Here is a 26,712-nt window from a genome sequence, read left to right on the forward strand (position 1 = left end):
CCCTAAACTTCCCGCGCCGCCCTTATCGCAGCGCCTGCTGCAAATGGTGCCATCGCCACCAGTCCGAGACTGATCGCGGCAACAAATCCAAGGCTCACTGCGTCCTGTCTCGCCAAAGCGCCCGTGCCGAAGATCAGGATTGGCAGCGCCAGTGGGATCAACAACAGCCCAGACAATGCAGCGCCCGCGCGAAGGCTTGCGGTGAGGGCTGCAATCATCAGGCCTATAGCTGCCAAACCCGGTGTCCCTGCGAGCAAGCCCAACAAGAGCAAATGCAAAGTGGGTCCGTCGATAGCGAGCAAAGCCGCCGCTGGAAAAGTTGCAAGGATCAGCGGCGGGCCAAAGCTTAGCCAATGCGCAATCAAACGCACTGCCATCATCACCTCCTCGGTCAGCCCGCGCAGCCGGAGTTGGTCGAAGAAACCCAGCTCAATATCGTTCGCCACCAGTTTTTCGAGAGGCAGGATCGCGGCGAGCAATGCGGCGATCCAGACAACCCCACCGCCGGTGCGCGACAGAATGTTGACGTCCGGCCCCACCGCAAAGGGGTAGAGCATGGCAACGGCGACAAAGAACATCACCGGCAAGCTCGCACCGCCGCCTGCAAAGGGGAAGAATTTTGCGAGATCGCGCTTTAGGAGCGAGCCGATCATTCTTCCTCCTCCCATTCCGCATAGCTTGGCACGAAGTCACCAAGTTCGAGGCTTTGCAGACCTTCAATTTCAATCCTCTGGTGCGAGGCAATCAGCGCTAGGCCTCCTGACTTCACATGTTTCTCTATCAGCCGCGTGACAGTTTCTATCGCTGCGACATCAAGTCCGGAAAGCGGCTCATCCAAAAGCCAGATCGGCACCTTGCGGCTCAGCAAAGCGGCGAGGCCAGCCCGCTTGCGTTGCCCTGTCGATAGGTACCGCACTGGCACCTCCAAGAGGCGGTCGAGGCCTAAGCGCATCTGAGCTTCAGAAGGGTTCTCACAATTGTCCACCCGGTTCCAAAACCCCAAGGCTTTGCCCAGCGGTTGTTCGAGATCGAGGGCAGGGCGCTCATCGAGAAGTCCAAGTTCGCCCTCTCTCTGAACCTCACCCACGAACGGCGTGCTGAGCCCAGCCAGAGCCCGCATCAAGGTGGTCTTGCCAATGCCGTTCGCACCCGTGATATGCAGGGCCTGACCTTCGCTCAAAGCAAAGCTGAGTTTCTGAAACAACACCCTGTCGCCGCGGCGACAAGCAAGATTGGTGGCGGTCAGTTGCGCTTGCATCGCAGGAAGCGTTAAGCAAAAGCGTGGGCAGTCACAACATCACATAAAGGTTCCTCCCCGATGGTTTCCGTTCCAGAGCTCAGGCAAGACGAAGTCTCGCAATTGTTGTCCGACCACCCCGAATGGGTGCTTACCCGCGAAGGCAAGGCCATTATCCGCACGCTTCAGTTTAGCGATTTCAACGAAGCCTGGGGGTTTATGAATCGCGTGGCCCTGATCGCGGAAGCTCAGGATCACCATCCCGAGTGGTTCAACGTCTACGCCAAGGTCGAAATCACGTTGACGACCCATGATGCAGGGGGGCTGTCGATCCGCGATGCGAAGATGGTTCGCGCGATCGATCAGCTGGTGTGAGCAGGGCTATACTTTTGGGCTAGCACAACAGTGGTGTGGCGTGAGCTGAAACCAAAGTCCATTCAAGTATTTCAAATATAATAGAAAATATAGATCGTCTAACGCAACACTTGTGCTGAAAAGTATTGAACCGGATTTCCGGAATTGAAAGAACCAAGGCTACTCTGGCGCGCAAATCCCAAGTAGGAAAGCGGGTCAATTTCCGCCAAGAAGACCTGCGGCATCGCGCTGTTGCTTGCGCACACGGCCCGGCATCCAACGCTTGGCGAAATTCAATTTCTTGGCGGTCTTGCCGACCAGATAATGCAAATCATCGCCGTGCACTGCGTCCCAAACCGTCTTGGCGACTTCCTCTACTGGCGTAATCTCAAGACCTGCTTCGAGAACGCGGGTGCGAATCTGCTCATTCTCGCCGTGATGGCCGGTGCCGTCCAAAAGCGGGGTTTCAATAAAGCTAGGACAGATTGAAGAGACCTTGATCCCTTCAGGGGCCCATTCCGCATCGAGGCTCTCGGCTATTCCACGAACGGCAAACTTGGTCGCAGAATAGACGCTCATGCCAGAACCGCCGGTGATGCCAGCGGCGCTCGCGGTGTTGACCAACGCGGAGCCTGGTGCGGTTCTCTGAAGATAAGGGTAGGCAGCCTGACCTCCATACAGGACACCGCGCAAATTGATGTCGAGGCAAGCATCGATCTCATCCTTGGTCAGGTCTGAGAGAGCGCCGCCCGTTCCGATCCCTGCATTGTTGAACATCACATCGATCCTGCCACCAGCAGCGGTTGCTGCAGATTCGAGCGCAACGTCCCAGGCATCGCGATCGCGAACATCGAGCTGGTGTGAATATTTGAACCCGCCTTCGATCAGGCCCAGCGTATCTTGAAGTCCTGTGACATTGACGTCTGTGACCGTCACAAACCAGCCGCGTGCACCAAAGTACACTGCCACTGCGCGACCAATGCCCGATGCGCCGCCTGTGATGAAGATGTGGCGCATGGCCTGTGATCCCGAATTCATAGTTTTGCTCACTCCCAAAACAAATCGCCCCGAGCGTTAACCCGGGGCGATCCATTTGTCAGCAAATTAGCAGAACGTGTGGAGGCTTAACCACCCAGCGCATCTTCAAGGCCATTCACATGCTCTGCGCCTTCGACGATTTCAGCGGTCGACGGGGTAAGCACATCGCCTAGTGGCTCAGAACGACCACCAATGCATTCTGAAAGGAAATTCTCAGCAACAGCGAAGAAGGAAATGGTGTTTGCAGGCTTGGCAAAACCGTGGCCTTCATCGGGATAGAGAACATAGGTCACAGGAATGCCCGCATCCTTCATCGCGCCGACGATCTGATCGCTTTCTGCCTGCTTCACTCGTGGGTCATTCGCACCTTGAGCAATCAACAACGGTTTGACGATCTGGTCAGCCTTATAGAGCGGGCTTGCCGCTTTGAGTAGCGCCAGGCCTTCTTCGGTGTTCGGATCACCCATGCGGGTGTGGAACAGCTTAACAATTGGTGCCCAGTATGGTGGGATCGTTGCCAATAATGTTTCAAGGTTGGACGGGCCAACAATGTCAACGCCGCAAGCAAATTTCTCGGGTGTGAAAGTCAGTCCAGCCAAAGTTGCGTAGCCGCCATAAGAGCCGCCCATGATCGCGACCTTATCTGGTATCGCGATGCCCTCATTTATCGCCCAGTCTGTCGCATCGATCAGATCATAGTGCATTTTGAGACCCCATTCCATGTTACCGGCGTTGAGGAAGTCTTTGCCGAACCCGGTCGAACCACGGAAATTCACTGAGAGCACGGCATAGCCGCGATTGGCGAGCATTTGGTGGTTCGAGTTGAACCCATAATTGTCGCGCGCCCAAGGGCCACCGTGGACTAAAAGGACCATGGGAACAGCTTCATCGGGCCTGCCATCACCATCGCTGTCGCTGCCAACGGGTAGAGTGAGGTAGGATGGCAAAGTCAGTCCATCGCGGCTGGTGATCTCAATCGGATACATGGGCTGTAACGGCATGCCTTCAAGCTCAGGTCGCGATGTGTAGAACGGCGTGAGCGTTTCTGCATCGCGATCATAAATGTAGGTTGAGGTAGGCGCCGTCAGTGGATCATTCCAGACAATCCAGGTGCGGTCATCGTCGGTGCGGCTTGAGATGCCAAAATCACCTTCAAGCTTGCCGTCGAGCCAGCCAAGGGTTGCGCCAAGATCTTCGTCAATCGCAGTCCATTTGTTCTGTAGGTAATTGACCGAATAGGCCTCTACTACGCCGGTCTTGGGATCGCGGATCGTGCCGCCAAGGTCTGCCTTGTCGTCTTCCGCAATCATGGTCTTCTCGCCGGTCGCGGTGTCTTGTGCATAGAGCGCAGCGGTGTTGCGGCCACGGCTGTCGAGCCAATAGAGGATCGAGCCGTCGGTGGTGTATCCAGCCGGCGTCGTGGTCAGCGAATCTTCCATCGCGGTCGACTCAAATGGCTCAACGGCCACCTCATTGCTCTCAACGTTGAAATAGTCGGTGCCGCCTTCAGCATTCTGCCGCATCGCCATGCGCAGCGTCAGCGTGTCGTCCGCCATGAAACCGGCAAAGCCGTTGTTTTCATAAACAAGGGTAAGCTCGCCCGTTTCGAGATCGAGCATATGCACGTCGTGAAATTGTGGGTTGCGATTGTTGACACCGAGAAGGACCTTGTCCTTGATTGTTTCAGAAGTGCCTACAACCTGAATCCGGGTGTTCTCAAATGGCGTCAGGGTCTTCTCTTCAAGCGTGTCGAGATCGATTTGGTAGAGCAGAAAGTTCTCATCGCCGCCCTTGTCCTGAACATACATGATGCTTTCGCCATCGGGCGCCCAGAAATACTGGCGGATCGGGCGATCAGTTGAGCTAGTAATGGCTTTGCCCTCATTGGGCTTGTCGCGCGTTGTAACCCACACGTTGAGCACGCCATCTTTGGGCGCAAGCCAACTGAGCATAGTGCCATCGGGGCTGATCTGACCACCCGCTCGGGTCGGGTTTCCAAATAGCGCATCGCGCGGGATCAGAGGGGCAGATTCAGCGGTGTGGTTCATATGTGTTCCAGTATGTGCGGCCTGGGCCTCGGCGCTCTGGCCATTGGCGGTTGTGATCGTGGGAAGTGTCAGCAGCGCAGCGGCTGTCGTGGTGGCGAGGAGTGTTGCATATTTTGAGAGTGCAGACATGGTTAGGCCCTCCTTAGGTTGCAAGAATGTTTGGATATGTCTCTTGGTGTATTGCACACACGGTACAGATGGAGGGGCGCTGAGCAAGAGCGCTTTGTCGGAAAGGAAGGGCGGTTTGTCGGTGTCGATTGAGGCTAAATCTGTGAAGCTTCAGTTTCAGGCTGCGGGTTACCAAGGGTCAAAGTGAACTCTTGGCTCCACTGACTGAGCACAGGCTCGCCTTCTTCATCAGTGGCAGGTGTGAAGCGAGCATAGCGGACCGTGCCACGGCAGGCCCATTGGTCGATAATGCTATCGCCGCTTGATTTCTTGATCTGACAGTTCGTTGCCCGCCCATTGGTGGTCACTAACACGCTGATCTTGGCGGTGCCTTGCACGTCTCTCCGAATAAGCGGCATTGGATAACTGTCGATGATTTTTTGACCAAACTGCTCTGTGTTCAAGAGGGTTGCCTCAGGCAGTTCAGCGCGCTCGAAAAACGACAGCTCGGGCACTTTCTCTTGTGTATTGGCGCAAAGAGCCGTTGCGGCAAAGAGAAGAGGTAAGGGCTTGGTGATTTGCATCACGGCTCCCCCAATCTACAGCGCCGGATTGGCGTAAAAATGCCAGGTGAACAGCGCGACGCTGGACCGGTGCGGGGCCCATGTATCGCCGAGGGTGCGGCACTCTTTTTCTTTGGGACGTTCGTCCAGGTTTAGTAGGCGCTTCACACCCTCCTGCACGGCCAAATCACCCGCTGGCCAGATATCGGTGCGCCCTTCTGCGAACATGAGGTATATCTCCGCCGACCAGCGCCCGATGCCCTTGATCTGGGTGAGTTCGGCAATCGCCTCTTCATCGTCCTTGGGGAGCGCATCGAAATCAACCGCGCCAGCTTCAACGAGCTCGCACAACGACCGCGCATAGCCCTGTTTCTGGCGCGACAAGCCGCAAGCTCTCAGCGTATCGAAATCGCGTTCGAGCAGACAGGACGTGGTGAACGCCTCGCCCAATTCCGCCTCCAGCTTGCCCCACATGGAACTTGCCGCCGCGACTGAAACTTGCTGGCCAACAATGGTGCGCAGCATCGTTTTGTAGCCGCGCGGTCTTACCCGCGGTTCGGGATAGCCGATGCGCGCCAACTCTCCATTGAGGCGTGGATCCATTGCGGCAACAGCGTCCAATTCGGTTTGCAATATCTCGGCTGTGAGCCCCACGCGTTTCTCCCTCCGACATGCTCTAGGTTGCGTTCCGCAATGGAAACTCCTAGCTGAACGCCGAGATTTTCCAAGCGCGCAATCTTGCGCTCAACCTTTCCCAGAAGGACCAACGCACCATGCCTAAGCTCATCGTGACCAATCGCGACGGCGAAACCAGTGAAATCGAAGTCGAAGACGGCCTGACCGTAATGGAAGCTGTGCGCGACAATGGTTTCGATGAACTTCTGGCGCTGTGCGGCGGGTGCTGCTCGTGCGCGACGTGTCACGTCTATGTTGATGAAGCGCCTGGCGAAGTCCCCGAGATGAGCGAAGATGAAGATGACCTTCTGGAGTCTTCCGATCACCGCAAGGACAGCTCGCGTCTGTCGTGCCAGATCGCATTCAGTCCTGTCCTTGACGGCATGAAAGTGACGATTGCGCCTGAAGACTAATTGCTGCGCTTGAAGATTTATCTTCGTTGCGAGCCAACCCGGCGCGGCCTAATTCGGCTCCCATGAATATCACTCAACCATATGGCGATACGCTTTCGCTTATCGGCAATACCCCGCTTGTGCGATTGAAAGGCGCGAGCGAAGCAGCTGGATGCGACATTTGGGGCAAGTGCGAGTTTGCCAATCCAGGCTCGTCAGTGAAGGATCGTGCCGCGCTGTTCATGATTCGCGATGCAGAGGCGCGCGGTGACCTGCAGCCCGGTGGCACCGTGATCGAAGGGACCGCTGGCAACACCGGGATTGGCGTTGCTCTGGTTGCGAATGCTCTCGGCTATAAGACCGTTATCGTCATGCCAGATAATCAGTCGAAGGAAAAGATGGACACACTGCGTGCGCTCGGCGCTCAGCTTGTCCTCGTCCCTCCGACGAAATATGCCGATCAGAACCACTTCCAGCACGTTTCTCGCCGTTTGGCGGAGGAAACCGACGGTGCAATCTGGGCGGGGCAGTTCGACAATGTCGCAAACCGCCGCGCGCATATAGAGACAACCGCACCTGAGTTGTGGGAACAAACTGGAGGCAAAATCACCGGATTCACCTGCGCCGCTGGCACGGGCGGTACGATTGCGGGTGTCGGCATGGGCCTCAAGGAGAAGAATGCGGATATCCGCATTGCCTTGACCGATCCGCACGGGGCGGCCCTCTACAGCTATTTCGCCACGGGCGAGCTCAAATCCGAAGGCTCATCAGTGGCAGAAGGCATCGGTCAGGGACGTATCACTGCAAACCTTGAGGGTGCCCCGATCGACACTCAATTCCGCATCAGCGACGAAGTTGGCCTCCAATGGGTTGCGCAATTGTTGCGCGAAGAGGGGCTTTGCCTTGGTCTCTCCAGCGGGATCAATGTTGCGGGTGCGATCGAGCTGGGCCAACAACTCGTGGCGGAAGGCCGTGAGAGCCCCCAAGTCGCCACGATCCTATGCGATACCGGTTTCCGTTATCTTTCAACGCTCTACAACGCAAAATGGCTGGCCGAGAAAGGCCTCCCGGTGTTTGATTGGCTTGAGCAATAGGCCAGCTTATCTCGGGCGACTCGGTGAGTGAGCGCGCCCGATTTCCGAACCTGCCAATCGACAGCCATTCGATAGGGGGCTAAGCTGTCCCCTATGACCGGCGGAAAATTCCAAAGCGCTGTAGACGCGGCAGCAGGCGAACCATCGCCGCAAAACGGGCCACCAGAGGGCGCGCCCTTGGGTGGCACCAAGGCAGAAGCGACACAGCGGTTACAGATCGGCCTCTTTGGGCTTGGCTCCATGGTGCTCTTGATCGGACTTGCCACGATCATCGGCAATCAGGCTGATATTACGCAAGAAAGCTCTGTTCCTGAGGCGGCACCAACCACCGAGCCCACCGATGTCGCGCCGCAGCGCGATCCGCTGGCGGATGCTGGCATTGTGCCGGATATTCCGGTGGAGCCCGAACCTGAAACGATTGAGGGCGTTGTGGAAGACCTGCCACTTGAAGATGTGGGTCCTGAAGAAGGGCCTGTCGATGATGCCGATGAAGCGCTTCAAGAATAGCTTACTGCTGGCTCTTGCATTGGCTGCTGGATTGGGAGCCTGCGGCGCTCAGTCAGAATGCAACCAGGCGGACCCAAGCGAACCGCGCCCCAAACTGGGCCTGATGACAAGCCTACCGATTTATTGGCCTCTTGGCACAGAGATTGGTGAGTTCGCATCGGGCGAATTCGAGACACCTTGGCAAAGAGAGGTGTTTGAGGGAAAATTCGAACTCGTTCCCCTAGACACTTTGTCGCCAGTCGCGGATCTCCATGTGGAGGCTCCGCCGATCGATCCGCTTGCAGAAATCGACCGCCTTGCTGTCATTCAGCCACGTGTTCTCACCCCAAGCGACAATGTCGCCCTGGACGATTGGGTTAGGGGCGGAGGGCGGTTGTTGCTTGTGCTCGACCCAGTTTTGGGCGGTCATTACCCTTTGCCTCTTGGTGATCCGCGGCACCCGGTAGAGGCTGCGCTTATTCCGCCGGTTCTCGAGCGCTGGGGTCTCGACCTTCGCTTCGATGAAGATCAACTCGCAATCCGGGAGGTTACCATTGCCGATACCAAGTTTCCGCTTGTGCTCACAGGCTCACTGCGGGAAGTCGCGGGCGCGTCGGGTCAATGCCGCATAATGGGCGAAGGCGTTCTGGCGAGATGCCGCTTGGGTAAAGGACTGGCAACGCTGCTGGCCGATGCAGAGATTTTTAAGAGCTCGCATCAAGTTGGCGTCGATGATGGCCATTCGCATGGACACGAGGATGGGCATGAGCAGGAGGCAAGAATTCCCGCAATTCAGGTGCTTGTGGAACTTGCTTTCGAATAAGAGTGATCATGTGTTATGCTGGGGAAACCACGGGACGAGCTTGATCAACGCCCGTTCGAACCAGGGAATCTGCGGGAATCGAACGAGATTCGTCAGCCTCATACGGGAAACTAAGGGACTTCAGGCGCGCGCCCCTGTGAATATAGTCGGAATCGGTGCTTTAAAAATCTATATTAAACAATTATTTAACGTTTAATCCCGTGAAATCCCTAGAAAAGCCCTTCCCAGTGACGCGCATCCTCGATATGTCTGCGTCCCATCAAACAGGCTGAATTACCTCGCGCTGCTGATCTCAGTGGGCGCGCTGCCTCCGTTTGCGCGGAGGTGGTGGCGGGTAAGTCGTGGAATTTGGCAGGTTTGATGCCGGGTATAGCGCGAGGGAGCTGTGTGTTTCCTCTGCGTTCAAAGTGGAGAGGGAGCGGACCGTGTCAGCGCCGCACAGATATAATGGACAAGCCTATTCGCCTGCGGGCGATAAGGGTCGTTATGTCTTGCCTCCTGCCTTCCGCAAAGCAGTCAAAGAGAGCTCTGGTGGTTCCAAGACCCTCTGCCTCGCAGTCCATGACCGATACAATTGTCTGATCGGCTTTGGCCTGAGTCGCGTCGATGAGTTCGATGAACAGCTCGAAAAAGAAGAGCAGCGCGCGATTGCGATGGGCAATAGGGATTTTGACCCCGACGCGCGCGCGGGTCAGCTTTATGGCTTTGAGCAGGTGCCCTTCGATGACAGTGGTCGCTTCGTCATGCCGGAGCAGTTCCGCGATCTCGATCTGGCGGGCGATGGCCTTTACTTCCATGGCTCTGGTAAGTTCTTCATGGTTTGGAAGCCCGACGAGCTTGGGCAGATGGGCAATGATTTCCGCGGTGCGAAGGCTGCGTGCAAATCGCAAATGGCCAAAGTGGCGTCGAAAGGGGGCAAAAAATGAATGCGCCCCATATCCCCGTTCTGCTCGATGAGGTTGTTGCCAGCCTGAATCCGATGCGGGCGATGTCGATCATCGATGCGACCTTTGGTGCGGGCGGCTATTCGCGCGCGCTGCTGGAGCGTGGTGCCCGCGTCTTTGGCTTCGATCGCGACCCAAATGCCGTCCGCGATGGTGCGGCCATTGTTGCTGAATTCGGTGGCCAATTGTCGCTTCATCAAGAGCGTTTTTCGCATATGCGTGAGGAGATGGTGCGCATCGGCGTGCCGCAAGTCGACGCGGTCGTCATGGACATCGGGGTCTCCTCTATGCAGCTTGATCAAGCTGGCCGAGGCTTTGCCTTCAGTAACGATGGTCCGCTCGATATGCGGATGAGTCAATCAGGTGAAAGCGCCGCCGATTTCCTCAATACCGCCGATGAGGGCGCGATTGCGGACGTGCTGTACCAATATGGCGAAGAGCGCCAGTCGCGCCGTGTAGCTCGCGCCATTGTCGCTGCGCGCCCGCTCGAGACGACGGGCGAATTTGCCCGCGTGGTGCGCCGCGCTCTGGGTCACAAACCGCATGATAAGAAAGACCCCGCGACGCGCAGCTTTCAGGCGGTCCGTATCCATGTGAATGATGAGCTGGGCGAACTTCGTGCTGGCCTTGCTGCTGCAGAGCTGCTCCTCAAAGCAGGCGGTGTTCTGGCCGTTGTCAGCTTTCACAGCCTCGAGGATCGGCTGGTTAAGCGCTTCTTTAAGTCCGCATCGGGCGCTGGCAAAGCGGTTTCGCGCCACCTTCCTGGAGAGGTTCCCGGCCCTGCGCCGACCTTCACCAAGGTATCCAAGGCCATTCGTCCATCCGAAGCCGAAATCGCGCGCAATCCTCGCGCGCGCTCTTCAATCCTTCGCCACGCCATTCGCACCTCTGCTCCCGCTCAAGAAAGGATGGAAGCATGATCCCTAACGGTTCCCGCATTCGTCAAATGGGTTGGGCTGCGGTTCTCGCCGCCTGTGTTGCTCTGTTCGCGCTTCTCAGCTTTCAGGTGCAGACCGTGCGCAGCGAAGTGCTGCTTGCCGAGCGTGAGATCATTGCGCTTGAACGTGATGTGCTGATGCTGGAAACTGAGTTCCAAACGCGTGCAAGCCAAAGGCAACTTGCCGAATGGAACACGATTGAGCTTGGCTATGAAGCGCCGCGCGCAGACCAATATCTTGAGAGCAACCGTCAACTTGCAAACCTGGGTCAGGATGTCAGGCCTGATGCGCCTGAGCCAATACGTGTGGCGCGCGCTGAGCTCTCGGCTGCGGATGCTGGGCCAAGGGATATGGTGTCACCGGTGACCGGTGCGCCGGTGACGCTGGCCTCGGCAAGCGCTGGTGAGGATGCTGGCGCGATCTTTGCTGATGCTTTTGGTGAGTTCTTGATCGATGCCTCTCCGATCCGGGCAGCCAATGCGCAAACTCCCACGATGCCGTCGGCGGAGCCTGCCGTTTTGCTTGGTGAGGTGCGTGAATGAACGCGCTGGCCCTTTCAGGAGGGCAAGGAAGCTCGACAAGTCGCGCGTCCGCCTTCTTCAGTGGCTCAGATCAAGTACAACCTGACACGGCCGTGCCAACCGGCAGGGTTCATAGTGCGCATCGCCGCTCGTACTTTTTGGTGACGGCGCGCTCACGCCTGCTTTTGCTTATGGGCTGCTTTGCGCTTGTGGCGGTAATTGCGGTTTTGCGGATTGGTTATCTGGGCTTTGTCGGATCAGCACCGACGCAGCCGAGCCTATCCGAAGCGCTCCTGCCTCCGCGCGGTGAGATCGTTGATCGCAATGGCACTCCTTTGGCGCGCAACTTCCCTGCCTACGCCTTGTGGTTCAATCCGAAGGCGATGGGCGATGATGGTGCACCTCTGGTGCGAGAGCCTTCTGAAGTCGCAACTCAGCTCAAAGCAATCTTCCCGGACTTGAATGTTGAACGCACCATTAAGATCCTGTCGTCCGAGCGTGGTGGTTATCTTTTGCGCCGCATCCTGCCGGAGGATGCAAATCGGGTGCTCAATCTGGGCGAAATTGCCCTCGAAGTACCGCGTGAGTTCGACCGCCACTATCCGCAAGGGCGGCTTGGTTCTCACGTGCTTGGCTTCGTCCGCGAGAATGACGAAGGAAAGAACGAGGGCGCATTCGGCATGGAACAGGTGCTTGATGCGCAGCTTTCCTCGGCTGAGCTTCGCGCTGAACCCGTTCCCCTGTCGATCGATCTGAGAGTTCAAGGCGCGCTGGAAGATGAGCTAGGCAAGGGGATGCTCGCAACCGATGCCAAGGGTGCGGCGGGTATTGTGCTCGATGTTGACACCGGAGAGGTCCTGGCCATGGCATCGCTCCCGGCGTTTGACCCCAACCTTTCCGACGCGCACCGTTCGCCCAATATCTATAACCGCGTGACCAATGGGGTGTATGAGCTTGGCTCCACCTTCAAGCCGATCACGATTGCGGCGGCCATTGATGGCGGTGTGGTGCGCAACCTTCGCAAAGAGTGGGATGCGTCGAATGTCGAGATTGCAGGGCGCACGATCCGCGATCTGCATCCCAAGGGCGCAACGCTCAACGTACCGGAATCGCTCGTCTATTCGTCAAACACCGTGACCGCCCGTGTCGCGGATGAACTGGGTGAAGAGACCATGCGCAAGGTCATGCTCGACCTGCAAATGAACGAGCGCCCGCAGATTGAATTGCAGGCCAAGGGTCGTCCACTGTGGCCGCAAGAACTACCCAATGGGAAATGGTCGCGCATCACCAATATGACGGTGAGCTATGGCCACGGTATTGCTGTGACACCGCTCCACCTCGCCAATGCCTATGCGGCGATGGTCAACGGCGGAATATGGCGACCCACGACCTTGCGCAAGCTCGAACCGGGCGAAGCGCCTAAGGGCAAGCGTGTGTTCAAGGCTTCCACCTCCTCGCGTATGCGCCAATTGCTGCGCATGATTGCTATGTACGGCACGGGCCGCAGCGCCGATGCGCCGGGTTACCGCGTTGGCGGCAAAACCGGTTCTGCTGAGAAAGCAGGGCGGGGCGGATATCGCCAAACCTCGCTCATCACATCCTTTGCCGCCGCCTTCCCGATGGATCGACCGCGCTATGTGGTGGTGACGGTGCTAGACGAGCCGCGCGCGACCATTGCTGCTCGCGCACAGCGTACCGCTGCCTTCAACGCGGCTCCCATCGTCAAGGAATTGGTTCCACGGATTGGCCCCATGCTGGGCGTGAAGCCCGATGCCAATCGAGATGTAGACATCTCTGACCTTCGCTATCTGGTGGAGGGTCGCCGGTGAAGCTGGGGGCGCTGATCGAACAGGCGGGGCTGGGAATTGAAGTGCGCGAGGATATCGCGGTCACCGGCTTTGCTATCGATCACCGTAAAGTGGCACCCGGCACCGTTTTTGGCGCGTTTCGCGGCGCAAGGTTTAACGCCGAGGATTTTATTCCTGCTGCGATTGGAGCTGGAGCAGTCGCCATTGTGGCGGCTCCTGAAGCACGAGTGGACGGGGCGCTTCATATCGTGAGTGATGAACCCCGCCAGACTTTCGCAATGCTGGCTGCACAATTCTTCACACCTGCGCCAGAGACCATCGTCGCGGTGACAGGGACGAATGGAAAGACAAGCGTTTCCGAAATGACCCGACAGATCTGGCGCATGTGTGGTGAGCGCGCAGCCAGCATCGGGACACTTGGTGTCACGACACCGGATGGCAGTGTCTCAACCGGGCTCACGACACCTGATATTGTCACATTTCTTTCGAATATGAGCGGTCTGGCGCGCGAAGGTGTGACCCATGTCGCGTACGAGGCTTCGAGCCATGGCCTCTCGCAATATCGCAACGAAGGACTGCGTGTGGGAGCAGGGGCCTTCACAAATCTGAGCCGCGATCACCTCGACTATCACGGCACGATGGAAGAGTATTTCGGGTGCAAGATGCGACTGTTTGCAGAAGTCGTCGAAGACGATGGCCACGCCGTGATCTGGAATGGTGCCGATGCAAGCGAGTGGGCCGCAAGCGCTATCGATAGCGCCAGAGCACGAGGATTGAGTATCTTCACCGTTGGCGAACGAGGCGAGGACTTGCGCCTTCTCAGCCGTGAGGCCACTCAGTTGGGCCAGGTGCTTGAGATCGAACATGCTGGCCAGACCCGCGCGGTTAAGCTTCCACTGATCGGGGCCTATCAGGCGGCCAATGCTCTGGTTTCTGCGGGGCTCGCGCTTGTTTGTGGTGCAGACCCGTCCCAAGTTTTTGACGCGGTTTCGCGGCTTCAACCGGTTCGAGGACGGCTGGAGCGTGCAGTCATGACCGCGTCCGGTGCGCCCGTCTATGTCGATTACGCGCACACGCCGGATGCTTTGGAAGCGGCTATCGCCGCCCTTCGCCCGCACATTGTTGGGCACAAAAACGGTCGTCTGATCGTTGTGTTCGGAGCAGGCGGTGATCGCGACAAGGGTAAGCGCGCCCCAATGGGCGAAGTCGCGGCGCGCAACGCGGACTTCGTCGTCATCACAGATGACAATCCGCGCGGTGAAGAACCTGCGGACATCCGCGCCCAGGTGCTTGCTGGCGCGCAAGGAGCTGCCAATGTGCGCGCAATATCAGGGCGGCGAGAGGCCATCGCAGAGGCCATTGCCGAGGCGGGCGAAAACGATATCATTCTCATCGCCGGCAAAGGCCATGAGCAAGGACAGATAATCGGATCTGGAGACACAATGCAGGTTTTGCCGTTTGACGATGTGGAAGTGGCCCGGGAGTGCGCTGCGGTGCCTGTGCAAGGAGATGCCGCATGAGCGCCGTCCACGCCCTTCTGCGCCAGTGGCCTTCTGATCCGCGAGATGCACTGCCGCTTGCCCTGTGGGATGCCGCTTCGATTGAAGCGGCGACAGGTGGACGCGCAAGCCATGCATTTCAGGCTTCAGGCCTTGAAATGGATAGCCGTGATGTGCGGCCCGGTGATGTCTTTGTTGCTCTCAAAGGCGAAGCAATGGATGGCCACAAGTTCATCCCCGCCGCCTTCGCGAAAGGCGCGGTTGCTGCACTTGTCGACCGACCAGTCGACCATCCCCATGTGCTGGTCAAGGATACGACTGAAGCACTCCATGCCCTCGCCCACTACGCCCGCAACCGGGCTGACGCTGTGCGTATTGGCGTAACGGGTTCGGTCGGCAAAACCGGCGTAAAAGAGGCGATCTTTGCATCGCTCGACCGGTCCAGTCGGGGCGCTGCCCACCGCAGCGTTCGCAGTTATAACAACCACGTCGGCGTGCCGCTGAGCCTTGCCCGCCTGCCTGCACGTTCGAAGTATGGCGTGTTTGAAATGGGCATGAACCATGAGGGCGAGATTGCGCCCTTGTCCGCACACGTTCGCCCTCATGTGGCGCTTATCACCACGATCGCTCCCGCTCATATTGAGAACTTGGGTTCCATGGAGGCGATTGCCGATGAGAAGTCGCAAATCTTCACTGGGCTGATGCCCGGCGGCACCGCAATTATTCCAGCCGATAGCGACTATACTCCGCGCATGATCACCAATGCGCGCAACATGGGTGTGAAGGTGGTGACCTTTGGTCGCAGCGCCAATGCGGATGTGCGCCTGATCGATGCTATTCCGGGTGCCAACGGTGGTTCGCTCGTCACCGCGCAGCTAGGGCCGGGGCACGGCAATGCTAGGGTCTGTTACTCGGTGGCAGAGCCCGGTGAGCACTGGATTTCCAATTCGCTCGGCGTGATCGCCGCAGTTCGAGCTGCGGGCGGTGATTTGGGGGCGGCAGGACTAGCTTTGGCCGAAATGGGCGGGCTCAAGGGGCGCGGCGCTAGGCACAATATCAATGTTTCTGGCGGCACAGCTCTGCTGATCGATGAAAGCTACAACGCCAATCCTACCTCTATGCGGGCGACTCTGAAAGCGCTTGGTCAAACACCTGCACTTCGCCGGGTCGCCGTGTTGGGCACGATGGGTGAATTGGGCGAGTTTTTCGAACGCTTTCATAGGCAATTGGCGGAGCCAATCACTGATGCTCAAATTGACCATTTGATCCTTGTCGGCGAGGGAATGAGTGATTTGGCAGCTGAGTTGAGCAAGAGGCACGCGAAATCACTTGGATTCGTTCCAAGTTTCGAACATTGCGCGACCACCAAAGACGCCATCTCCGTTCTTGGGAAGTTCGGCTTGACAAATGGAGATGTAGTTTTGGTCAAAGGCTCCAACTTCATGGGCCTTGGCGCTCTTGTCACACATTATACGAAGGCGGCCTCATGAAGAGGGCCCAAGGGATCTGAATGCTCTATTGGATCGCAGAATGGTTAGGATTTGAAGGCGCGCTGAACCTCGTGCGGTACCAGACGTTTCGTTTTGGCGCGGCGCTGATGACTGCTCTGATCCTTGGCCTGATCGTCGGCCCCCGCATGATCAATATGCTGCGCGTGCGGCAGGGAAAAGGTCAGCCGATCCGCGAAGATGGGCCGCAAAGCCACCTCGCTAAGCGCGGCACGCCTACTATGGGCGGCCTATTAATCCTCGTGTCACTCGCTCTGTCGCTGCTCTTGTGGATGGACCTCACCAATCCCTTCGTTTGGGCCTGTTTGGCTGTGACACTGGGTTTCGGTGTGATCGGCTTTATCGATGATTATGACAAGGTCACGAAGAACAGCCATGCAGGGCTTTCGGGCAGGGTCCGGTTGCTGTTGGAATTCGTGGTCGCGGGCATCGCGAGCTACATCATTGTCAGCCAGATCAGCACCAGTCTCTACATCCCCTTCTTCTCGTTCGTGGAGATACCGTTGGGGCCGTTCTACTATGTATTTGCTGCCTTTGTGATGGTCGGCGCAGGCAATGCGGTGAACCTTACAGACGGGCTAGACGGTCTGGCGATCATGCCGGTGATCATTGCTAGCGGCACTTTTGCGATCATCGCCTATCTTGTGGGCCGCCCGGACTTTAGCGAATATCTCGGCATTCCGCATGTGCCGGGTGCGGGAGAATTGGCGATATTCTGTGCTGCAATCATGGGAGGGGGGCTGGCCTTCCTCTGGTTCAACGCGCCCCCAGCGGCAGTGTTTATGGGCGACACCGGCAGTCTTGCATTGGGTGGCGCCTTGGGAGCTATCGCAGTCGCTTCTCACCATGAAGTGGTGCTCGCGATTGTTGGTGGGCTGTTCGTGCTCGAGGCGGTCTCAGTGATCGTTCAGGTCTTCTGGTTTAAGCGCACGGGCAAACGTGTCTTCCGCATGGCACCGATACATCACCATTTCGAACAACTCGGCTGGTCTGAGAGTAAGGTCGTGATCCGTTTCTGGATCATCGCCATTGTGCTCGCACTGGTCGGTCTTTCCACTCTTAAGCTGAGGTAGAAAGCCAGACGTGATCACCTCGCCCGCCTTTGCTGACAAACGCTACGCGGTCCTCGGGCTCGCGCGATCAGGTGCGGCAGCGGCGGAGGCGCTTCTGGCAAGCAGGGCGAGCGTCACGGTGTGGGACAGGCAGGATGTTGCGCGCATTCCTTTCGAGGGGCGCTGTGAAATTGCTGATCCGTTGGAGATGGATTTGACTGGGTTCGATGGTCTCGTGGTTTCACCCGGGGTACCTCTCAACACCCATCCGATTAAAGACCATGCCGCCAAGTTCGGCGTGCCTATCATCGGCGATATTGAGCTGTTCACGTTGGCCCGTGAAGACCTTCCTGCCCACCGCGTTGTTGGGGTGACAGGCACCAATGGGAAATCGACCACCGTTGCGTTGGTCCACCATATCCTGCGCTTGGCGGGAATTCCTTCGCTTTTGGGTGGAAACATCGGTGAGCCGATCATGGGGCAAGAACCGCTTGTCCCAAACGAGAACGGAGAGGGTGTCTATGTGCTTGAGCTATCGAGCTACCAGATCGACCTAAGTCATACCCTCGACTGCGAAGTGACTGCGCTTTCCAACATCACACCCGATCATCTCGACCGCTATGACGGCTTTGCTGCATACGCTGCATCCAAAGCGCGCCTGTTTGAGATGCAATCCGCAGATCGCCTGGCGGTCTTCGGATCGCTTGAAGAGCCTGCCGGTGCGATTCATGAGGCCCAGCGCGTTCGCCGCCCCGAAGGCCGCGCCATTGCCGCCAATCTTAAGGCACTTGCCCCGCTTCAAGGCGAATGGCCAAGTCTCCAGGGACCACATAACCTTGAGAATGCAGCCGTAGCGGTGGCGATTGTCGAGGAATTGGGCGTGACGCGCGGACAGTGGGAGCATGCTCTCAAACTCTTCCGTAGCCTGCCGCACCGGATGGAGCTCGTGTGCGAGGAGCACGGCGTCACCTTCATCAATGATAGCAAGGCGACAAACACGGCCTCCTCCGCTCCTGCTCTTGCAGCCTATCCGCCTCGCGCGGATATCCGCCATGGCGCAGCGCGTGTGCATTGGATCGTCGGCGGACTGGCCAAGGAAGATGGGCTGGGTGCGTGTGAAGATATGCTGAGCAATATCGCTGCCGCCTACACGATTGGCGAAGCCGGGCCCCGCTTCGCCGAATTGCTCGAAGGTAAAATCGATAAGGTGGAACGCTGCGAGCTCGCTTGTGAAGCGGTAAGCCGGGCTCGCGACGCTGCACAGCCCGGCGATGTCGTGCTGTTCTCACCGGCCTGCGCCAGCTTTGACCAGTTTCGCGATTACGAAAAACGCGGCGACCACTTCCGTCAGCTTGTCGGCGTGATCGCAGAAGAAGGCGATTGCGAGCCTGCCACATTTCCCAACACCGATGAGGAATACCTCAAGGGAGAGATTGCGTGAGCCTCTCTTATAACGGCACCAATGTTACTTCCGTGCGCGGCGATGCGCGCTTCCATGCACCCGTTGCTGCACCGCGCGGGTTTACGGATCGCGTACTCATCTGGTGGCGCGAAGTCGACAAATGGCTTCTGGGCCTTGTCATTCTTTTGATGGCTCTGGGCACCATTGCGGTTGCCGCGGCATCACCTGCTGGTGGCAAGCAATATGGTGTTGAGGAATTTGCTTTCCTCAAACGGCATGTCGCTTTCCAGGGCATGGGGCTTGCGATGATGATCGGCATATCATTTGCAAGCCGAGAGGATGCGCGAAGGCTGGGCATATTGCTTGCTGTCGTGATGCTGTTCCTGCTTCTGTTGGTACCGCTTATCGGGGCAGAGAAGAACGGGGCGCGCCGCTGGCTCAATGTCGGTATGTCGTTACAGCCGAGTGAATTTCTGAAGCCTGGATTTGCGATCCTGCTAGCGTGGATGCTCTCTTGGCGGATGCGCGACGCGAGCCTACCAGTGCTGGGATATGCGACGCTTACAATGGCGTTGGTTGCCGCGCTTTTGATGCTTCAACCGAACCTTGGGGCGACAATACTCTTCGGCGGGGTCTGGTTCGTTCTGGTGCTGTTGTCAGGCGTTTCGCTTGCCAAAATGGGCGCATTGGTTGCCACGGGAATGGGCGGGCTTACTGCGACCTATTTCCTTTATGACAATGCTCGGCACCGGATCGACAGCTTCCTTGGTGGTGGTACTGCCTATGATCAGGTCTATCTCGCAGAGCGCACTTTGACCGCAGGCGGCTGGACTGGAAGCGGCCTGTGGCTCGGCACACGCAAGATGCAATTACCTGAAGCGCATACGGATTACATCTTCTCTGTCATAGGAGAAGAGTTTGGCTTGCTTGCATGTGCGGTGATTCTGCTCCTTTATGTCGCGATTATCACGCGTGCACTTGTCCGTCTGGTTGATGAGGAGAATCTCTTCGCGCTGCTCGCCAGCGCTGGCCTTGCGACCTTGATTGGGGGGCAAGCCTTCATCAATATGGCGGTCAATCTTCAGCTCTTCCCTTCCAAGGGCATGACCCTGCCGCTTGTGAGTTATGGGGGATCATCCACTTTGGCGGTTTGCCTAACCTTCGGTCTGCTCTTAGCGATTACGCGTCGTAATCCCTTCCTGAAGCGGGAGAGGCCGGGCCTGAAAGACCTGCTCGGCCGCTCTGCGAAGGCTAGCAATTCCAAGGTGCGTACATGAGCAGCGAGACACCAACTGGAGCAAGTCGCCATTTCGTTTTGGCCGCTGGAGGCACCGGAGGGCATTTGATCCCGGCCTTTGCATTGGCAGAGGAGCTGCACGCGCGCGGACATCATGTGGCTCTCATCACGGATGAGCGCGGTGCGAATATTCCGGGCAAGCCCGACTTTCTGACAGCGCACGTTTTGCCGGCGGGTCGCTTTGGTAAAAACCCGCTCAAATGGATCGGCGGCGTTCGCGCGGTCCTCGAAGGGCGCAACATGGCGCTGCGTTTGTTTGAAACGTTTGAACCGGCCGCGATTGTCGGCTTTGGCGGATACCCAGCGTTTCCTGCTCTGCTCGCGGCCAGTGCGGCGAAACTGCCTAGCGTTGTGCACGAGCAGAATGCGGTACTCGGCCGCGTAAACCGATTATTGGCGCGCAGCGTTGACGCAATCGCGACCTCCTATCCTGGGGTTCAGCGGCTAAAGCCCAAATATGCGGATAAGACGCATCTCGTTGGCAACCCGGTGCGCGAAGAGGTGCTTGCCCTTCGCGATGAGGATTTCCCGACGCTGACTGAAGAGGGGTTATTGCGGGTGCTGATCACCGGCGGCTCTCAAGGTGCAAGCGTGCTTTCCGAAGTGGTGCCAGATGGCCTTGCGATGCTGCCGCCGGCGTTGCGTTCGCGCTTGCAGGTGACGCAGCAATGCCGCCCTGAGGATCTGGACGCGGTGCGCGAACGCTACACCAACCACGATATTCCAGCAGAGCTTGGCACATACTTTGAGGATATGAACGAAAGGCTTGCGGGTACGCATTTGTTTATCGGACGCGCGGGTGCATCGACCATTGCAGAGCTAACGGCCGTGGGTCGCCCTGCGATCCTCATTCCGCTCCCCATTGCTACCGACGATCATCAAGCGGCAAACACGGTCGAGATCGTTAAGGCAGGCGGCGCGCGTATGATCCGGCAAGACAAGTTCACCCCAAAAGAGCTCGCCAAGCAAATTCAGGCGCTCGCGCAAAATCCTGGCAGCCTTTCCAACGCTGCCCATGGCGCTTGGAATTGCGGACGGCCCAAAGCGGCCAAGGAACTCGCCGATCTTATCGAAAGCATGGGCGGGATCGATCTGATGGATGTGATCCGTGTGGGTGAGGGCGCTCCCAAGGCGGCAGCCGATGCGACCAAAGCCCAAACCGCCACGCGTGAGAGCGCGGAGGATAAGGCCGCGTGAAGGGGGTCGGGACCGATATCGGCACGATTCACTTCGTTGGCATTGGCGGGATCGGCATGTCAGGCATTGCCGAGGTTATGTGCAATCTGGGCTATGCTGTTCAAGGCAGCGATATTGCCGAAGGGCCAAGTGTTGAGCGCTTGCGCAAACGCGGGATCACGGTCCACATCGGGCACAGAAAAGAGAATGTAGACGGATCGGCGGTGGTCGTGACATCCACCGCTGTGCGCCGCACCAATCCGGAAGTGGCTTGCGCTTTAGAACAGCGCATTCCGGTGGTGCGGCGCGCTGAAATGCTGGCTGAGCTGATGCGCCTAAAATCCACCGTTGCGGTGGCGGGCACGCATGGCAAAACCACCACCACGTCCATGATCGCCAGCCTGCTGGACAAGGGTCAGGTTGACCCAACCATCATCAATGGTGGGATTATCGAGCAATATGGTTCAAACGCGCGTCTGGGTGACAGCGATTGGATGGTGGTCGAGGCCGATGAGAGCGATGGCAGTTTCCTGCGTCTCGATGGGACCATTGCGGTTGTCACCAATATCGACCCCGAACACCTCGATCACTATGGCGATTTCGACGGGGTGAAATGCGCCTTTGTCGAGTTCATTCACAATGTGCCCTTCTACGGCGCGGCGATCCTGTGTGTGGACCACCCAGAGGTTCAAGCGGTCATCGGGGAAGTGCGCGACCGTAAGGTTGTGACCTATGGCTTCTCGCTCCAGGCGGATATCTGCGGGGTCAATGTTCGTCCATCTGATGGCGGCAACACGTTCGATGTGATCGTGCGTCAGCGCGGAGAAGAAGATCGCCGGATCGAGGGTGTGCATCTCCCGATGCCTGGTCGCCACAATGTCCAGAACGCTCTTGCTGCGATTGCGGTGGCGATTGAGATGGGTTGCTCGGACGATGTGATCCGCGAAGGCTTTGGCGGTTTTGGCGGGGTGCGTCGCCGGTTTACCAAGGTCGGTTCGGTTGAGGTCGAGGGCGGCAGTGTCGCAGTGATCGACGACTACGCCCACCATCCAGTTGAAATTCGCGCCGTGCTCGAAGCTGCCCGTGAGGCCGTCGAAAAAGGCCGCGTCATCGCTGTGGCTCAGCCGCACCGATACACCCGCCTGCGCGACCTCATGGAAGACTTTCAAACCTGCTTCAACGAGGCCGATATGGTCTTTGTGACACCGGTTTATGAGGCAGGCGAGGAGCCGATTGAGGGAGTGGATGCCGAGACGCTCGCCGCAGGTCTTAGGTCGCGTGGACACCGTTCGGCCCGGACAACCGCCAGCCAAAGCGACCTTGCAGCCACACTCGCGGAAGAAATTGCACCGGGAGACATCATTGTGTGCCTCGGCGCGGGGGATATCACCAAGTGGGCCGCTACCCTTGGGAACGCTATCTCAGCGATAAGAGAGGCATGAGCTCTCAGATGAATAGCAATCAGCCCTATAAGCAAGCTGGCGACTGGAACGATATGGACGATGGTCGCGCGCCGACTTGCACGGTCGAGGGCAGCGTGGCTGCGCCAGTTCCCACCGACATCGTTCGTGGAAAGCTCACCAAAGATGCGCCATTGGCCAAGCACGTGTGGTTCAAGAGCGGGGGCAATGTCGATTGGTTGTTTGAACCCGCCGATCTGGAGGACCTTAGAACCTTTCTCGAAGCGCTCGACCCCAGCATCCCCGTGATGCCATTGGGCGTGGGCTCCAACATGATTATTCGCGATGGCGGAGTACCCGGGGTGGTCATCAAGCTGGGCGCGCCATTTGCAGACGTCAAAGTGACCGGCGAGACCACTTTGCAAGCTGGTGCTTTTGCTCCTGCGAGCGTGCTCGCCCGGCGTGCTGCGAAGGCCAGCATTGATGGCCTGCGCTTCTTTATCGGCATTCCCGGCTCTGTTGGTGGCGTGACCAGGATGAACGGCGGATGCTATGGCCGCGAGACGTGTGATGTGCTGGTCGATTGCGACGTAATCCTGCCCGGCGGCGAGTTTGTGACGCTTACCAATGCCGACCTCCAATATTCCTACCGCCATTCGGCCCTGCCAGAAGGTGCAGTGGTCGTCGCAGTGCGGTTTGAGGGTTTTCCCGGAGACCCTAAAGAGATCAAGACCGACATGGCTCGCATCTCGAACCAGCGCAAAGAATCGCAGCCCATCGGATCGATGACCGGCGGCTCGACCTTCAAGAACCCGGAAGGCCATTCGAGCTGGAAGCTGATCGATGATGCTGGGCTTCGCGGGTTTACCCACGGCGGGGCACAGGTCAGCGACAAGCACTGCAATTTCCTCATCAATACGGGTACAGCAACCTCGACGGATATCGAGGAGCTGGGCGAGCTGGTGCGCGAGAAAGTCTACGCCAATTCGGGCATTCAGCTAGAGTGGGAAATCCGCCGGGTTGGGCGGCCATGATGGCCCTGAAAGACCCATTGCACGTCGTCGTCCTAATGGGTGGCTGGGCGAATGAGCGGGAAGTCTCTCTCATGTCCGGTGCAGGCATTGCCGATGCGTTGGAGATGAACGGGCACCGTGTGACCCAGGTCGATATGGACCGCGATGTGGCGCAGCGGATTGCCGAGGCCAAGCCAGATGTGGTGTTCAACGCCCTTCATGGAGTGCCCGGAGAAGATGGCAGCGTGCAGGGCATGCTCGACTTAATGGGTATTCCCTATACCCACTCCGGGCTCGCAACCTCTGTCATTGCCATCGACAAACAGCTTACCAAACAGGCGCTCACCCCGCATGGTATTCCTATGCCCGGCGGACGGATTGTGCCTTGTGAGGAATTGCATGCGCGCGATCCGCTACCGCGCCCCTACGTGCTCAAACCTGTCAATGAAGGCTCTTCGGTAGGCGTTGCCATCATCACCGAGGACAGCAATGTCGGCAATCCGATTGCCCGCAGCGCAAAGGGCCCATGGCAGGAGTTTGACAAGCTGCTCGCTGAACCTTTCATCAAAGGGCGCGAGCTGACCACGGCGGTGATCGACGGAGCTTCGGGGGCAAAGGCTTTAGGCGTGACCGAACTCATCATCGAAAGCGGTTTCTACGACTACGAGCACAAATACACCGAAGGGCGTACGCAGCATGTGTGCCCAGCGAAAGTCCCGCCCACAATTGCAGCATTGTGTGAAGACTACGCTCTCAAGGCGCACAAAGTCCTTGGATGTCACGGCACCAGCCGCACCGATTTTCGCTGGGATGAGGAGCTGGGCGAAGAGGGCCTTTTCGTTCTCGAGACCAACACGCAGCCAGGCATGACTCCGTTGAGCCTGGTGCCTGAACAGGCGCGGGCGGCCGACATTGGATATGCTGAACTGGTTGAGCTGATCGTGATGGAAGCTCTGAGGGTTCATGCGGACAAGCTCAAACAACGGGAGGACGCTCATGGCTAGGATCAAGCGTTCGAGCGGCAAGGGCGTTCGCCGCGCGGCCAAGTCGCAGAGCCGTGCCGCCAGCGCGCGCCGCGCCAAGGCAACTACGGGCGGCATAATCGACTCAATCATGGGCGTGCTGCCTTTCACAGAAAAGCAGTGGAGCACGATTTGGCTCACGATGATCATCGGCGGCGCGGTCGGCCTCGCCTTCGTGATAGCCAATCTTGCAGGTGTCCCGGCTATGGCTAAGGCGCAGGTCGCCGTGCTTGCTGCTGACGCAGGCTTCGAAGTCAAACATGTGCGCGTAACCGGCACGGACCGCATGGATGAACAGCAAATCTATGCCCGCGCGCTGGCGCAAAAAGATCGCCCTATGCCAACAGTCGAATTGGAGGCATTGCGCGAGGAACTGCGTGAGCTTCCATGGGTCAAAGACGCGCGCGTTTCGGTCCAGCTTCCCGCAACACTCGTCATCGATATTGTCGAGCGAGAGCCTCATGCAGTGCTTGAAAAGCCCGATCGGCTGATGCTGATCGATGCCGAAGGGGTCGAGTTGGAGCCAGTAGCCAAGGGCAAGACCGGTGACAAGATGCGAATCTTGGGGCCGGGCGCGTCAAAACAAGTCGCGCCGTTAGAGACATTACTCGCGGCGGCTCCTGCCTTAGGCCCTCAGATCGTAGCGGTTGAGTGGGTTGGCAATCGTCGTTGGAATCTAACCTTCAAAAGTGGACAAGTGCTGGCCCTGCCGGAAGGCGCTGAAACCTCTGCCAATGCTTTGGTCAAGTTTGCGCGCATGGATGGTCAGAACCGCTTGATCGGTGGGCAAGTGGCGACCTTCGATATGCGTAGCCCGCCACGGATATACATGCGCGTGCCGGGCCGTGCCGATGCGGTTGAACTGGCCGATAACAGCACAGGGAACCCCTAATGGCCCGCAACAAGACAGCCGCCAAATCTATCCCTTCAAAGGCGCGCCTTGCCAAGGTGCTTGGCGCGGTCAACGTCGGTTCATTCCGGATCTCCGCGATGATCATGGGTGAGACTGAGACAGGTGATCTGGTTGTACTGGGCTCTGGCCATCGAGCCAGCAATGGTGTGAAGCGGGGCTACATCACCGATATGAACGCGGCCACCTACGCCATTCGCGATGCAGTGGAGAGGGCCGAAAAGAATGCGGGCACCAATGTCCAAAGCGTCTGGATCGCCTGTGCTGGTGCAGGTCTCAAGAGCCAGATTTCCAAGGTTGAAATTGATATCGGCGGTCGCCGGATTGAGGAGGAGGATATCGAACACCTCTTGCTCGAAGCGCGCGATCGGATCGACCCGGACGGACGCAGCGTGCTGCACGCAATCCCAGCACATTACACACTCGATGGGGCGCATGGCGTGGCCAACCCGCTTGGCCTTCACGCCGAGCGATTGGGCGTCGATATCCATGTCATGCTCGCCGATGGCGCACCGGTTCGCAACCTCATGGAAGCTGTGCAGAATGCGCATCTTGAGGTTGAGGCAGTGGTCGCGGCACCGCTTGCCTCGGGCTATGCTTGTCTGACTGAGGAAGAACGCGATTTGGGCGTGGCTTTGGTGGAGATCGGTTCCGATGTTACCAATGTTTCGGTTTTTGCCGCGGGCATGCTGTTGGGCCTGAGGTCCATTCCATTGGGTTCTGGTGACATTACCGATGCGGTTGCGGGTGCCTTTGGCATTCGCCGGTTCCAGGCTGAGCGTCTTAAATGCGTCTCTGGTTCAGCCATTGCATCACCCAGCGATCACCGTGAAATGATCCCCGTTCATGGTCCCAACGAAGCCGAAGGCGGCGCTGTTGGAGGGGCCAATGCTCGCGGTGCGGACGATAAGAACCGGATCGCGCGCGCGGACCTTATCTCGGTCATCACCCAGAGCCAATCGCAACTCACCCGCGAGATCGGCAAGGCCCTTAAAGAGCTTGGTTTCGCAGGTGTTCGTGGAGGACAGGTCGTATTGACCGGTGGCGGCGCGGAGCTCGCGGGGTTGGCTGAGTTTGCGCAGAGCGCACTGGCCATGCCCGTGCGCATTGGCCGAGCCTCTGAGCTTACGGGATTGCCCGAAGCCCACGCGACCCCGGGTTTCTCCGGTCTTGCGGGTCTGTGTCTTTATGCAGCAGTGGACCCGGTGGATATCCGCGCCGTGGGCTCCCGCTATAGCAATACGCACGAATTCAGCGGTTCTGTTAATCTGTTCGCCGGGATTTCAAGGCTCTGGCGTGCACTCAGAGAGAATTTTTAGAAATGGCACCGCATTTCAAAGATTTGGCACTTGTTCGTGTAAAAAGATGAAACTTGGTTTTTACATGCACACTGTGGATAATGAA

The 26,712-nt window shown here is 58.0% G+C and carries 26 protein-coding genes; 20 read left to right on the plus strand and 6 right to left on the minus strand.

Features of this window, described 5'->3' with window-relative positions; genetic code table 11:
* Positions 1-2 precede the first annotated feature (2 nt).
* Together Q0778_RS14160 and ccmA are read right to left on the minus strand one after the other, a co-directional pair.
* Entirely contained in the window at positions 3-653 is a 651-nt protein-coding gene (locus tag Q0778_RS14160) for a heme exporter protein CcmB (RefSeq protein ID WP_298336948.1), read from the minus strand.
* Positions 650-1,258, minus strand: coding sequence for a heme ABC exporter ATP-binding protein CcmA (ccmA, locus tag Q0778_RS14165; RefSeq protein WP_298336951.1), 609 nt, complete (start codon positions 1,256-1,258; stop codon positions 650-652). The genes Q0778_RS14160 and ccmA overlap by 4 nt, the downstream gene beginning before the upstream one ends.
* A 60-nt stretch (positions 1,259-1,318) precedes the next feature.
* Between ccmA and Q0778_RS14170 the strand changes: the two genes are divergently transcribed.
* A complete protein-coding gene (locus Q0778_RS14170; RefSeq protein WP_298336952.1) occupies positions 1,319-1,612 on the plus strand; it encodes a 4a-hydroxytetrahydrobiopterin dehydratase in 294 nt (97 codons plus the stop codon).
* A 195-nt stretch (positions 1,613-1,807) separates the two neighbouring features.
* On the opposite strand, the gene Q0778_RS14175 is transcribed toward Q0778_RS14170, so the two are convergent.
* The 4 genes from Q0778_RS14175 to Q0778_RS14190 all read right to left on the minus strand — a co-directional run bounded on the left by Q0778_RS14175 (position 1,808) and on the right by Q0778_RS14190 (position 6,002).
* Positions 1,808-2,629, minus strand: coding sequence for an SDR family oxidoreductase (locus tag Q0778_RS14175; protein ID WP_298336954.1), 822 nt, complete (start codon positions 2,627-2,629; stop codon positions 1,808-1,810).
* Between the two features lie 86 nt (positions 2,630-2,715).
* Positions 2,716-4,806, minus strand: a complete 2,091-nt coding sequence (locus tag Q0778_RS14180) for a S9 family peptidase (RefSeq protein WP_366519549.1) — start codon at positions 4,804-4,806, stop codon at positions 2,716-2,718.
* 134 nt (positions 4,807-4,940) lie between these two features.
* Positions 4,941-5,369 carry an energy transducer TonB gene (locus Q0778_RS14185; RefSeq protein WP_298301682.1) on the minus strand — a complete coding sequence of 143 codons (429 nt, stop codon included), beginning with the start codon at positions 5,367-5,369 and terminating at the stop codon, positions 4,941-4,943.
* A gap of 15 nt (positions 5,370-5,384) precedes the next feature.
* Positions 5,385-6,002 (minus strand): DNA-3-methyladenine glycosylase 2 family protein, encoded by a 618-nt coding sequence (locus Q0778_RS14190; protein WP_298301683.1) that lies wholly within the window; start codon positions 6,000-6,002, stop codon positions 5,385-5,387.
* A 119-nt stretch (positions 6,003-6,121) separates the two neighbouring features.
* On the opposite strand from Q0778_RS14190, the gene Q0778_RS14195 reads away from it, so the two are divergent.
* The 19 genes from Q0778_RS14195 to ftsA all read left to right on the plus strand — a co-directional run bounded on the left by Q0778_RS14195 (position 6,122) and on the right by ftsA (position 26,627).
* Positions 6,122-6,436 carry a 2Fe-2S iron-sulfur cluster-binding protein gene (locus Q0778_RS14195; protein WP_298301685.1) on the plus strand — a complete coding sequence of 105 codons (315 nt, stop codon included), beginning with the start codon at positions 6,122-6,124 and terminating at the stop codon, positions 6,434-6,436.
* 62 nt (positions 6,437-6,498) lie between these two features.
* On the plus strand, positions 6,499-7,509 hold the full coding sequence (locus Q0778_RS14200; RefSeq protein WP_298336956.1) for a cysteine synthase A: 1,011 nt from the start codon (positions 6,499-6,501) through the stop codon (positions 7,507-7,509).
* A gap of 93 nt (positions 7,510-7,602) precedes the next feature.
* Positions 7,603-8,016 (plus strand): hypothetical protein, encoded by a 414-nt coding sequence (locus tag Q0778_RS14205; RefSeq protein WP_298301689.1) that lies wholly within the window; start codon positions 7,603-7,605, stop codon positions 8,014-8,016.
* Complete coding sequence (locus tag Q0778_RS14210) at positions 7,988-8,818, plus strand: hypothetical protein (protein ID WP_298336958.1); 831 nt, start codon at positions 7,988-7,990, stop codon at positions 8,816-8,818. Before Q0778_RS14205 ends, Q0778_RS14210 begins: the two co-directional genes overlap by 29 nt.
* Before the next feature lie 425 nt (positions 8,819-9,243).
* Positions 9,244-9,744, plus strand: a complete 501-nt coding sequence (locus Q0778_RS14215) for an MraZ N-terminal domain-containing protein (RefSeq protein ID WP_298301693.1) — start codon at positions 9,244-9,246, stop codon at positions 9,742-9,744.
* Positions 9,741-10,682, plus strand: a complete 942-nt coding sequence (gene rsmH, locus Q0778_RS14220) for a 16S rRNA (cytosine(1402)-N(4))-methyltransferase RsmH (protein ID WP_298336960.1) — start codon at positions 9,741-9,743, stop codon at positions 10,680-10,682. Before Q0778_RS14215 ends, rsmH begins: the two co-directional genes overlap by 4 nt.
* Positions 10,679-11,242 carry a hypothetical protein gene (locus Q0778_RS14225; RefSeq protein ID WP_298336961.1) on the plus strand — a complete coding sequence of 188 codons (564 nt, stop codon included), beginning with the start codon at positions 10,679-10,681 and terminating at the stop codon, positions 11,240-11,242. The genes rsmH and Q0778_RS14225 overlap by 4 nt, the downstream gene beginning before the upstream one ends.
* A gap of 170 nt (positions 11,243-11,412) precedes the next feature.
* A complete protein-coding gene (locus Q0778_RS14230) occupies positions 11,413-13,050 on the plus strand; it encodes a penicillin-binding protein 2 (RefSeq protein WP_298337704.1) in 1,638 nt (545 codons plus the stop codon).
* Positions 13,047-14,549: a UDP-N-acetylmuramoyl-L-alanyl-D-glutamate--2,6-diaminopimelate ligase gene (locus tag Q0778_RS14235; RefSeq protein WP_298336962.1), complete on the plus strand. Its 1,503-nt coding sequence runs from the start codon at positions 13,047-13,049 to the stop codon at positions 14,547-14,549. The genes Q0778_RS14230 and Q0778_RS14235 overlap by 4 nt, the downstream gene beginning before the upstream one ends.
* Entirely contained in the window at positions 14,546-16,018 is a 1,473-nt protein-coding gene (murF, locus tag Q0778_RS14240; RefSeq protein WP_298336964.1) for a UDP-N-acetylmuramoyl-tripeptide--D-alanyl-D-alanine ligase, read from the plus strand. Before Q0778_RS14235 ends, murF begins: the two co-directional genes overlap by 4 nt.
* 20 nt (positions 16,019-16,038) lie before the next feature.
* Entirely contained in the window at positions 16,039-17,109 is a 1,071-nt protein-coding gene (gene mraY, locus Q0778_RS14245) for a phospho-N-acetylmuramoyl-pentapeptide-transferase (protein ID WP_298336966.1), read from the plus strand.
* A 10-nt stretch (positions 17,110-17,119) separates the two neighbouring features.
* Complete coding sequence (gene murD / locus Q0778_RS14250; RefSeq protein WP_298336968.1) at positions 17,120-18,529, plus strand: UDP-N-acetylmuramoyl-L-alanine--D-glutamate ligase; 1,410 nt, start codon at positions 17,120-17,122, stop codon at positions 18,527-18,529.
* A 32-nt stretch (positions 18,530-18,561) separates the two neighbouring features.
* Positions 18,562-19,767 (plus strand): putative peptidoglycan glycosyltransferase FtsW, encoded by a 1,206-nt coding sequence (locus Q0778_RS14255; RefSeq protein ID WP_298303353.1) that lies wholly within the window; start codon positions 18,562-18,564, stop codon positions 19,765-19,767.
* Positions 19,764-20,984 (plus strand): undecaprenyldiphospho-muramoylpentapeptide beta-N-acetylglucosaminyltransferase, encoded by a 1,221-nt coding sequence (murG, locus tag Q0778_RS14260; RefSeq protein ID WP_298301709.1) that lies wholly within the window; start codon positions 19,764-19,766, stop codon positions 20,982-20,984. The genes Q0778_RS14255 and murG overlap by 4 nt, the downstream gene beginning before the upstream one ends.
* Positions 20,981-22,405, plus strand: coding sequence for a UDP-N-acetylmuramate--L-alanine ligase (murC, locus tag Q0778_RS14265; RefSeq protein WP_298336970.1), 1,425 nt, complete (start codon positions 20,981-20,983; stop codon positions 22,403-22,405). The genes murG and murC overlap by 4 nt, the downstream gene beginning before the upstream one ends.
* A gap of 8 nt (positions 22,406-22,413) precedes the next feature.
* Positions 22,414-23,397 carry a UDP-N-acetylmuramate dehydrogenase gene (gene murB, locus Q0778_RS14270; protein ID WP_298336972.1) on the plus strand — a complete coding sequence of 328 codons (984 nt, stop codon included), beginning with the start codon at positions 22,414-22,416 and terminating at the stop codon, positions 23,395-23,397.
* The gene (locus Q0778_RS14275; protein WP_298303355.1) at positions 23,397-24,380 is read left to right on the plus strand and encodes a D-alanine--D-alanine ligase; all 984 of its coding nucleotides are present in this window, start codon (positions 23,397-23,399) and stop codon (positions 24,378-24,380) included. The genes murB and Q0778_RS14275 overlap by 1 nt, the downstream gene beginning before the upstream one ends.
* Positions 24,373-25,290: an FtsQ-type POTRA domain-containing protein gene (locus Q0778_RS14280; RefSeq protein ID WP_298336975.1), complete on the plus strand. Its 918-nt coding sequence runs from the start codon at positions 24,373-24,375 to the stop codon at positions 25,288-25,290. Before Q0778_RS14275 ends, Q0778_RS14280 begins: the two co-directional genes overlap by 8 nt.
* Positions 25,290-26,627 (plus strand): cell division protein FtsA, encoded by a 1,338-nt coding sequence (ftsA, locus tag Q0778_RS14285; protein ID WP_298336977.1) that lies wholly within the window; start codon positions 25,290-25,292, stop codon positions 26,625-26,627. The genes Q0778_RS14280 and ftsA overlap by 1 nt, the downstream gene beginning before the upstream one ends.
* Positions 26,628-26,712 lie beyond the last annotated feature (85 nt).

Source organism: uncultured Erythrobacter sp. (assembly GCF_947502395.1).
GTDB lineage: Bacteria > Pseudomonadota > Alphaproteobacteria > Sphingomonadales > Sphingomonadaceae > Erythrobacter.

Excerpts from the sequence above, each read along its gene's own strand:
- Q0778_RS14160 (WP_298336948.1), bottom strand. The coding sequence starts at position 653 with ATGATCGGCTCGCTCCTAAAGCGCGATCTCGCAAAATTCTTCCCCTTT.
- ccmA (WP_298336951.1), bottom strand. The coding sequence starts at position 1,258 with ATGCAAGCGCAACTGACCGCCACCAATCTTGCTTGTCGCCGCGGCGAC.
- Q0778_RS14170 (WP_298336952.1), top strand. The coding sequence starts at position 1,319 with ATGGTTTCCGTTCCAGAGCTCAGGCAAGACGAAGTCTCGCAATTGTTG.
- Q0778_RS14175 (WP_298336954.1), bottom strand. The coding sequence starts at position 2,629 with ATGAATTCGGGATCACAGGCCATGCGCCACATCTTCATCACAGGCGGC.
- Q0778_RS14180 (WP_366519549.1), bottom strand. The coding sequence starts at position 4,806 with ATGTCTGCACTCTCAAAATATGCAACACTCCTCGCCACCACGACAGCC.
- Q0778_RS14185 (WP_298301682.1), bottom strand. The coding sequence starts at position 5,369 with ATGCAAATCACCAAGCCCTTACCTCTTCTCTTTGCCGCAACGGCTCTT.
- Q0778_RS14195 (WP_298301685.1), top strand. The coding sequence starts at position 6,122 with ATGCCTAAGCTCATCGTGACCAATCGCGACGGCGAAACCAGTGAAATC.
- Q0778_RS14200 (WP_298336956.1), top strand. The coding sequence starts at position 6,499 with ATGAATATCACTCAACCATATGGCGATACGCTTTCGCTTATCGGCAAT.
- Q0778_RS14205 (WP_298301689.1), top strand. The coding sequence starts at position 7,603 with ATGACCGGCGGAAAATTCCAAAGCGCTGTAGACGCGGCAGCAGGCGAA.
- Q0778_RS14210 (WP_298336958.1), top strand. The coding sequence starts at position 7,988 with ATGATGCCGATGAAGCGCTTCAAGAATAGCTTACTGCTGGCTCTTGCA.
- rsmH (WP_298336960.1), top strand. The coding sequence starts at position 9,741 with ATGAATGCGCCCCATATCCCCGTTCTGCTCGATGAGGTTGTTGCCAGC.
- Q0778_RS14225 (WP_298336961.1), top strand. The coding sequence starts at position 10,679 with ATGATCCCTAACGGTTCCCGCATTCGTCAAATGGGTTGGGCTGCGGTT.
- Q0778_RS14230 (WP_298337704.1), top strand. The coding sequence starts at position 11,413 with ATGGGCTGCTTTGCGCTTGTGGCGGTAATTGCGGTTTTGCGGATTGGT.
- murF (WP_298336964.1), top strand. The coding sequence starts at position 14,546 with ATGAGCGCCGTCCACGCCCTTCTGCGCCAGTGGCCTTCTGATCCGCGA.
- mraY (WP_298336966.1), top strand. The coding sequence starts at position 16,039 with ATGCTCTATTGGATCGCAGAATGGTTAGGATTTGAAGGCGCGCTGAAC.
- murG (WP_298301709.1), top strand. The coding sequence starts at position 19,764 with ATGAGCAGCGAGACACCAACTGGAGCAAGTCGCCATTTCGTTTTGGCC.
- murB (WP_298336972.1), top strand. The coding sequence starts at position 22,414 with ATGAATAGCAATCAGCCCTATAAGCAAGCTGGCGACTGGAACGATATG.
- Q0778_RS14275 (WP_298303355.1), top strand. The coding sequence starts at position 23,397 with ATGGCCCTGAAAGACCCATTGCACGTCGTCGTCCTAATGGGTGGCTGG.
- Q0778_RS14280 (WP_298336975.1), top strand. The coding sequence starts at position 24,373 with ATGGCTAGGATCAAGCGTTCGAGCGGCAAGGGCGTTCGCCGCGCGGCC.
- ftsA (WP_298336977.1), top strand. The coding sequence starts at position 25,290 with ATGGCCCGCAACAAGACAGCCGCCAAATCTATCCCTTCAAAGGCGCGC.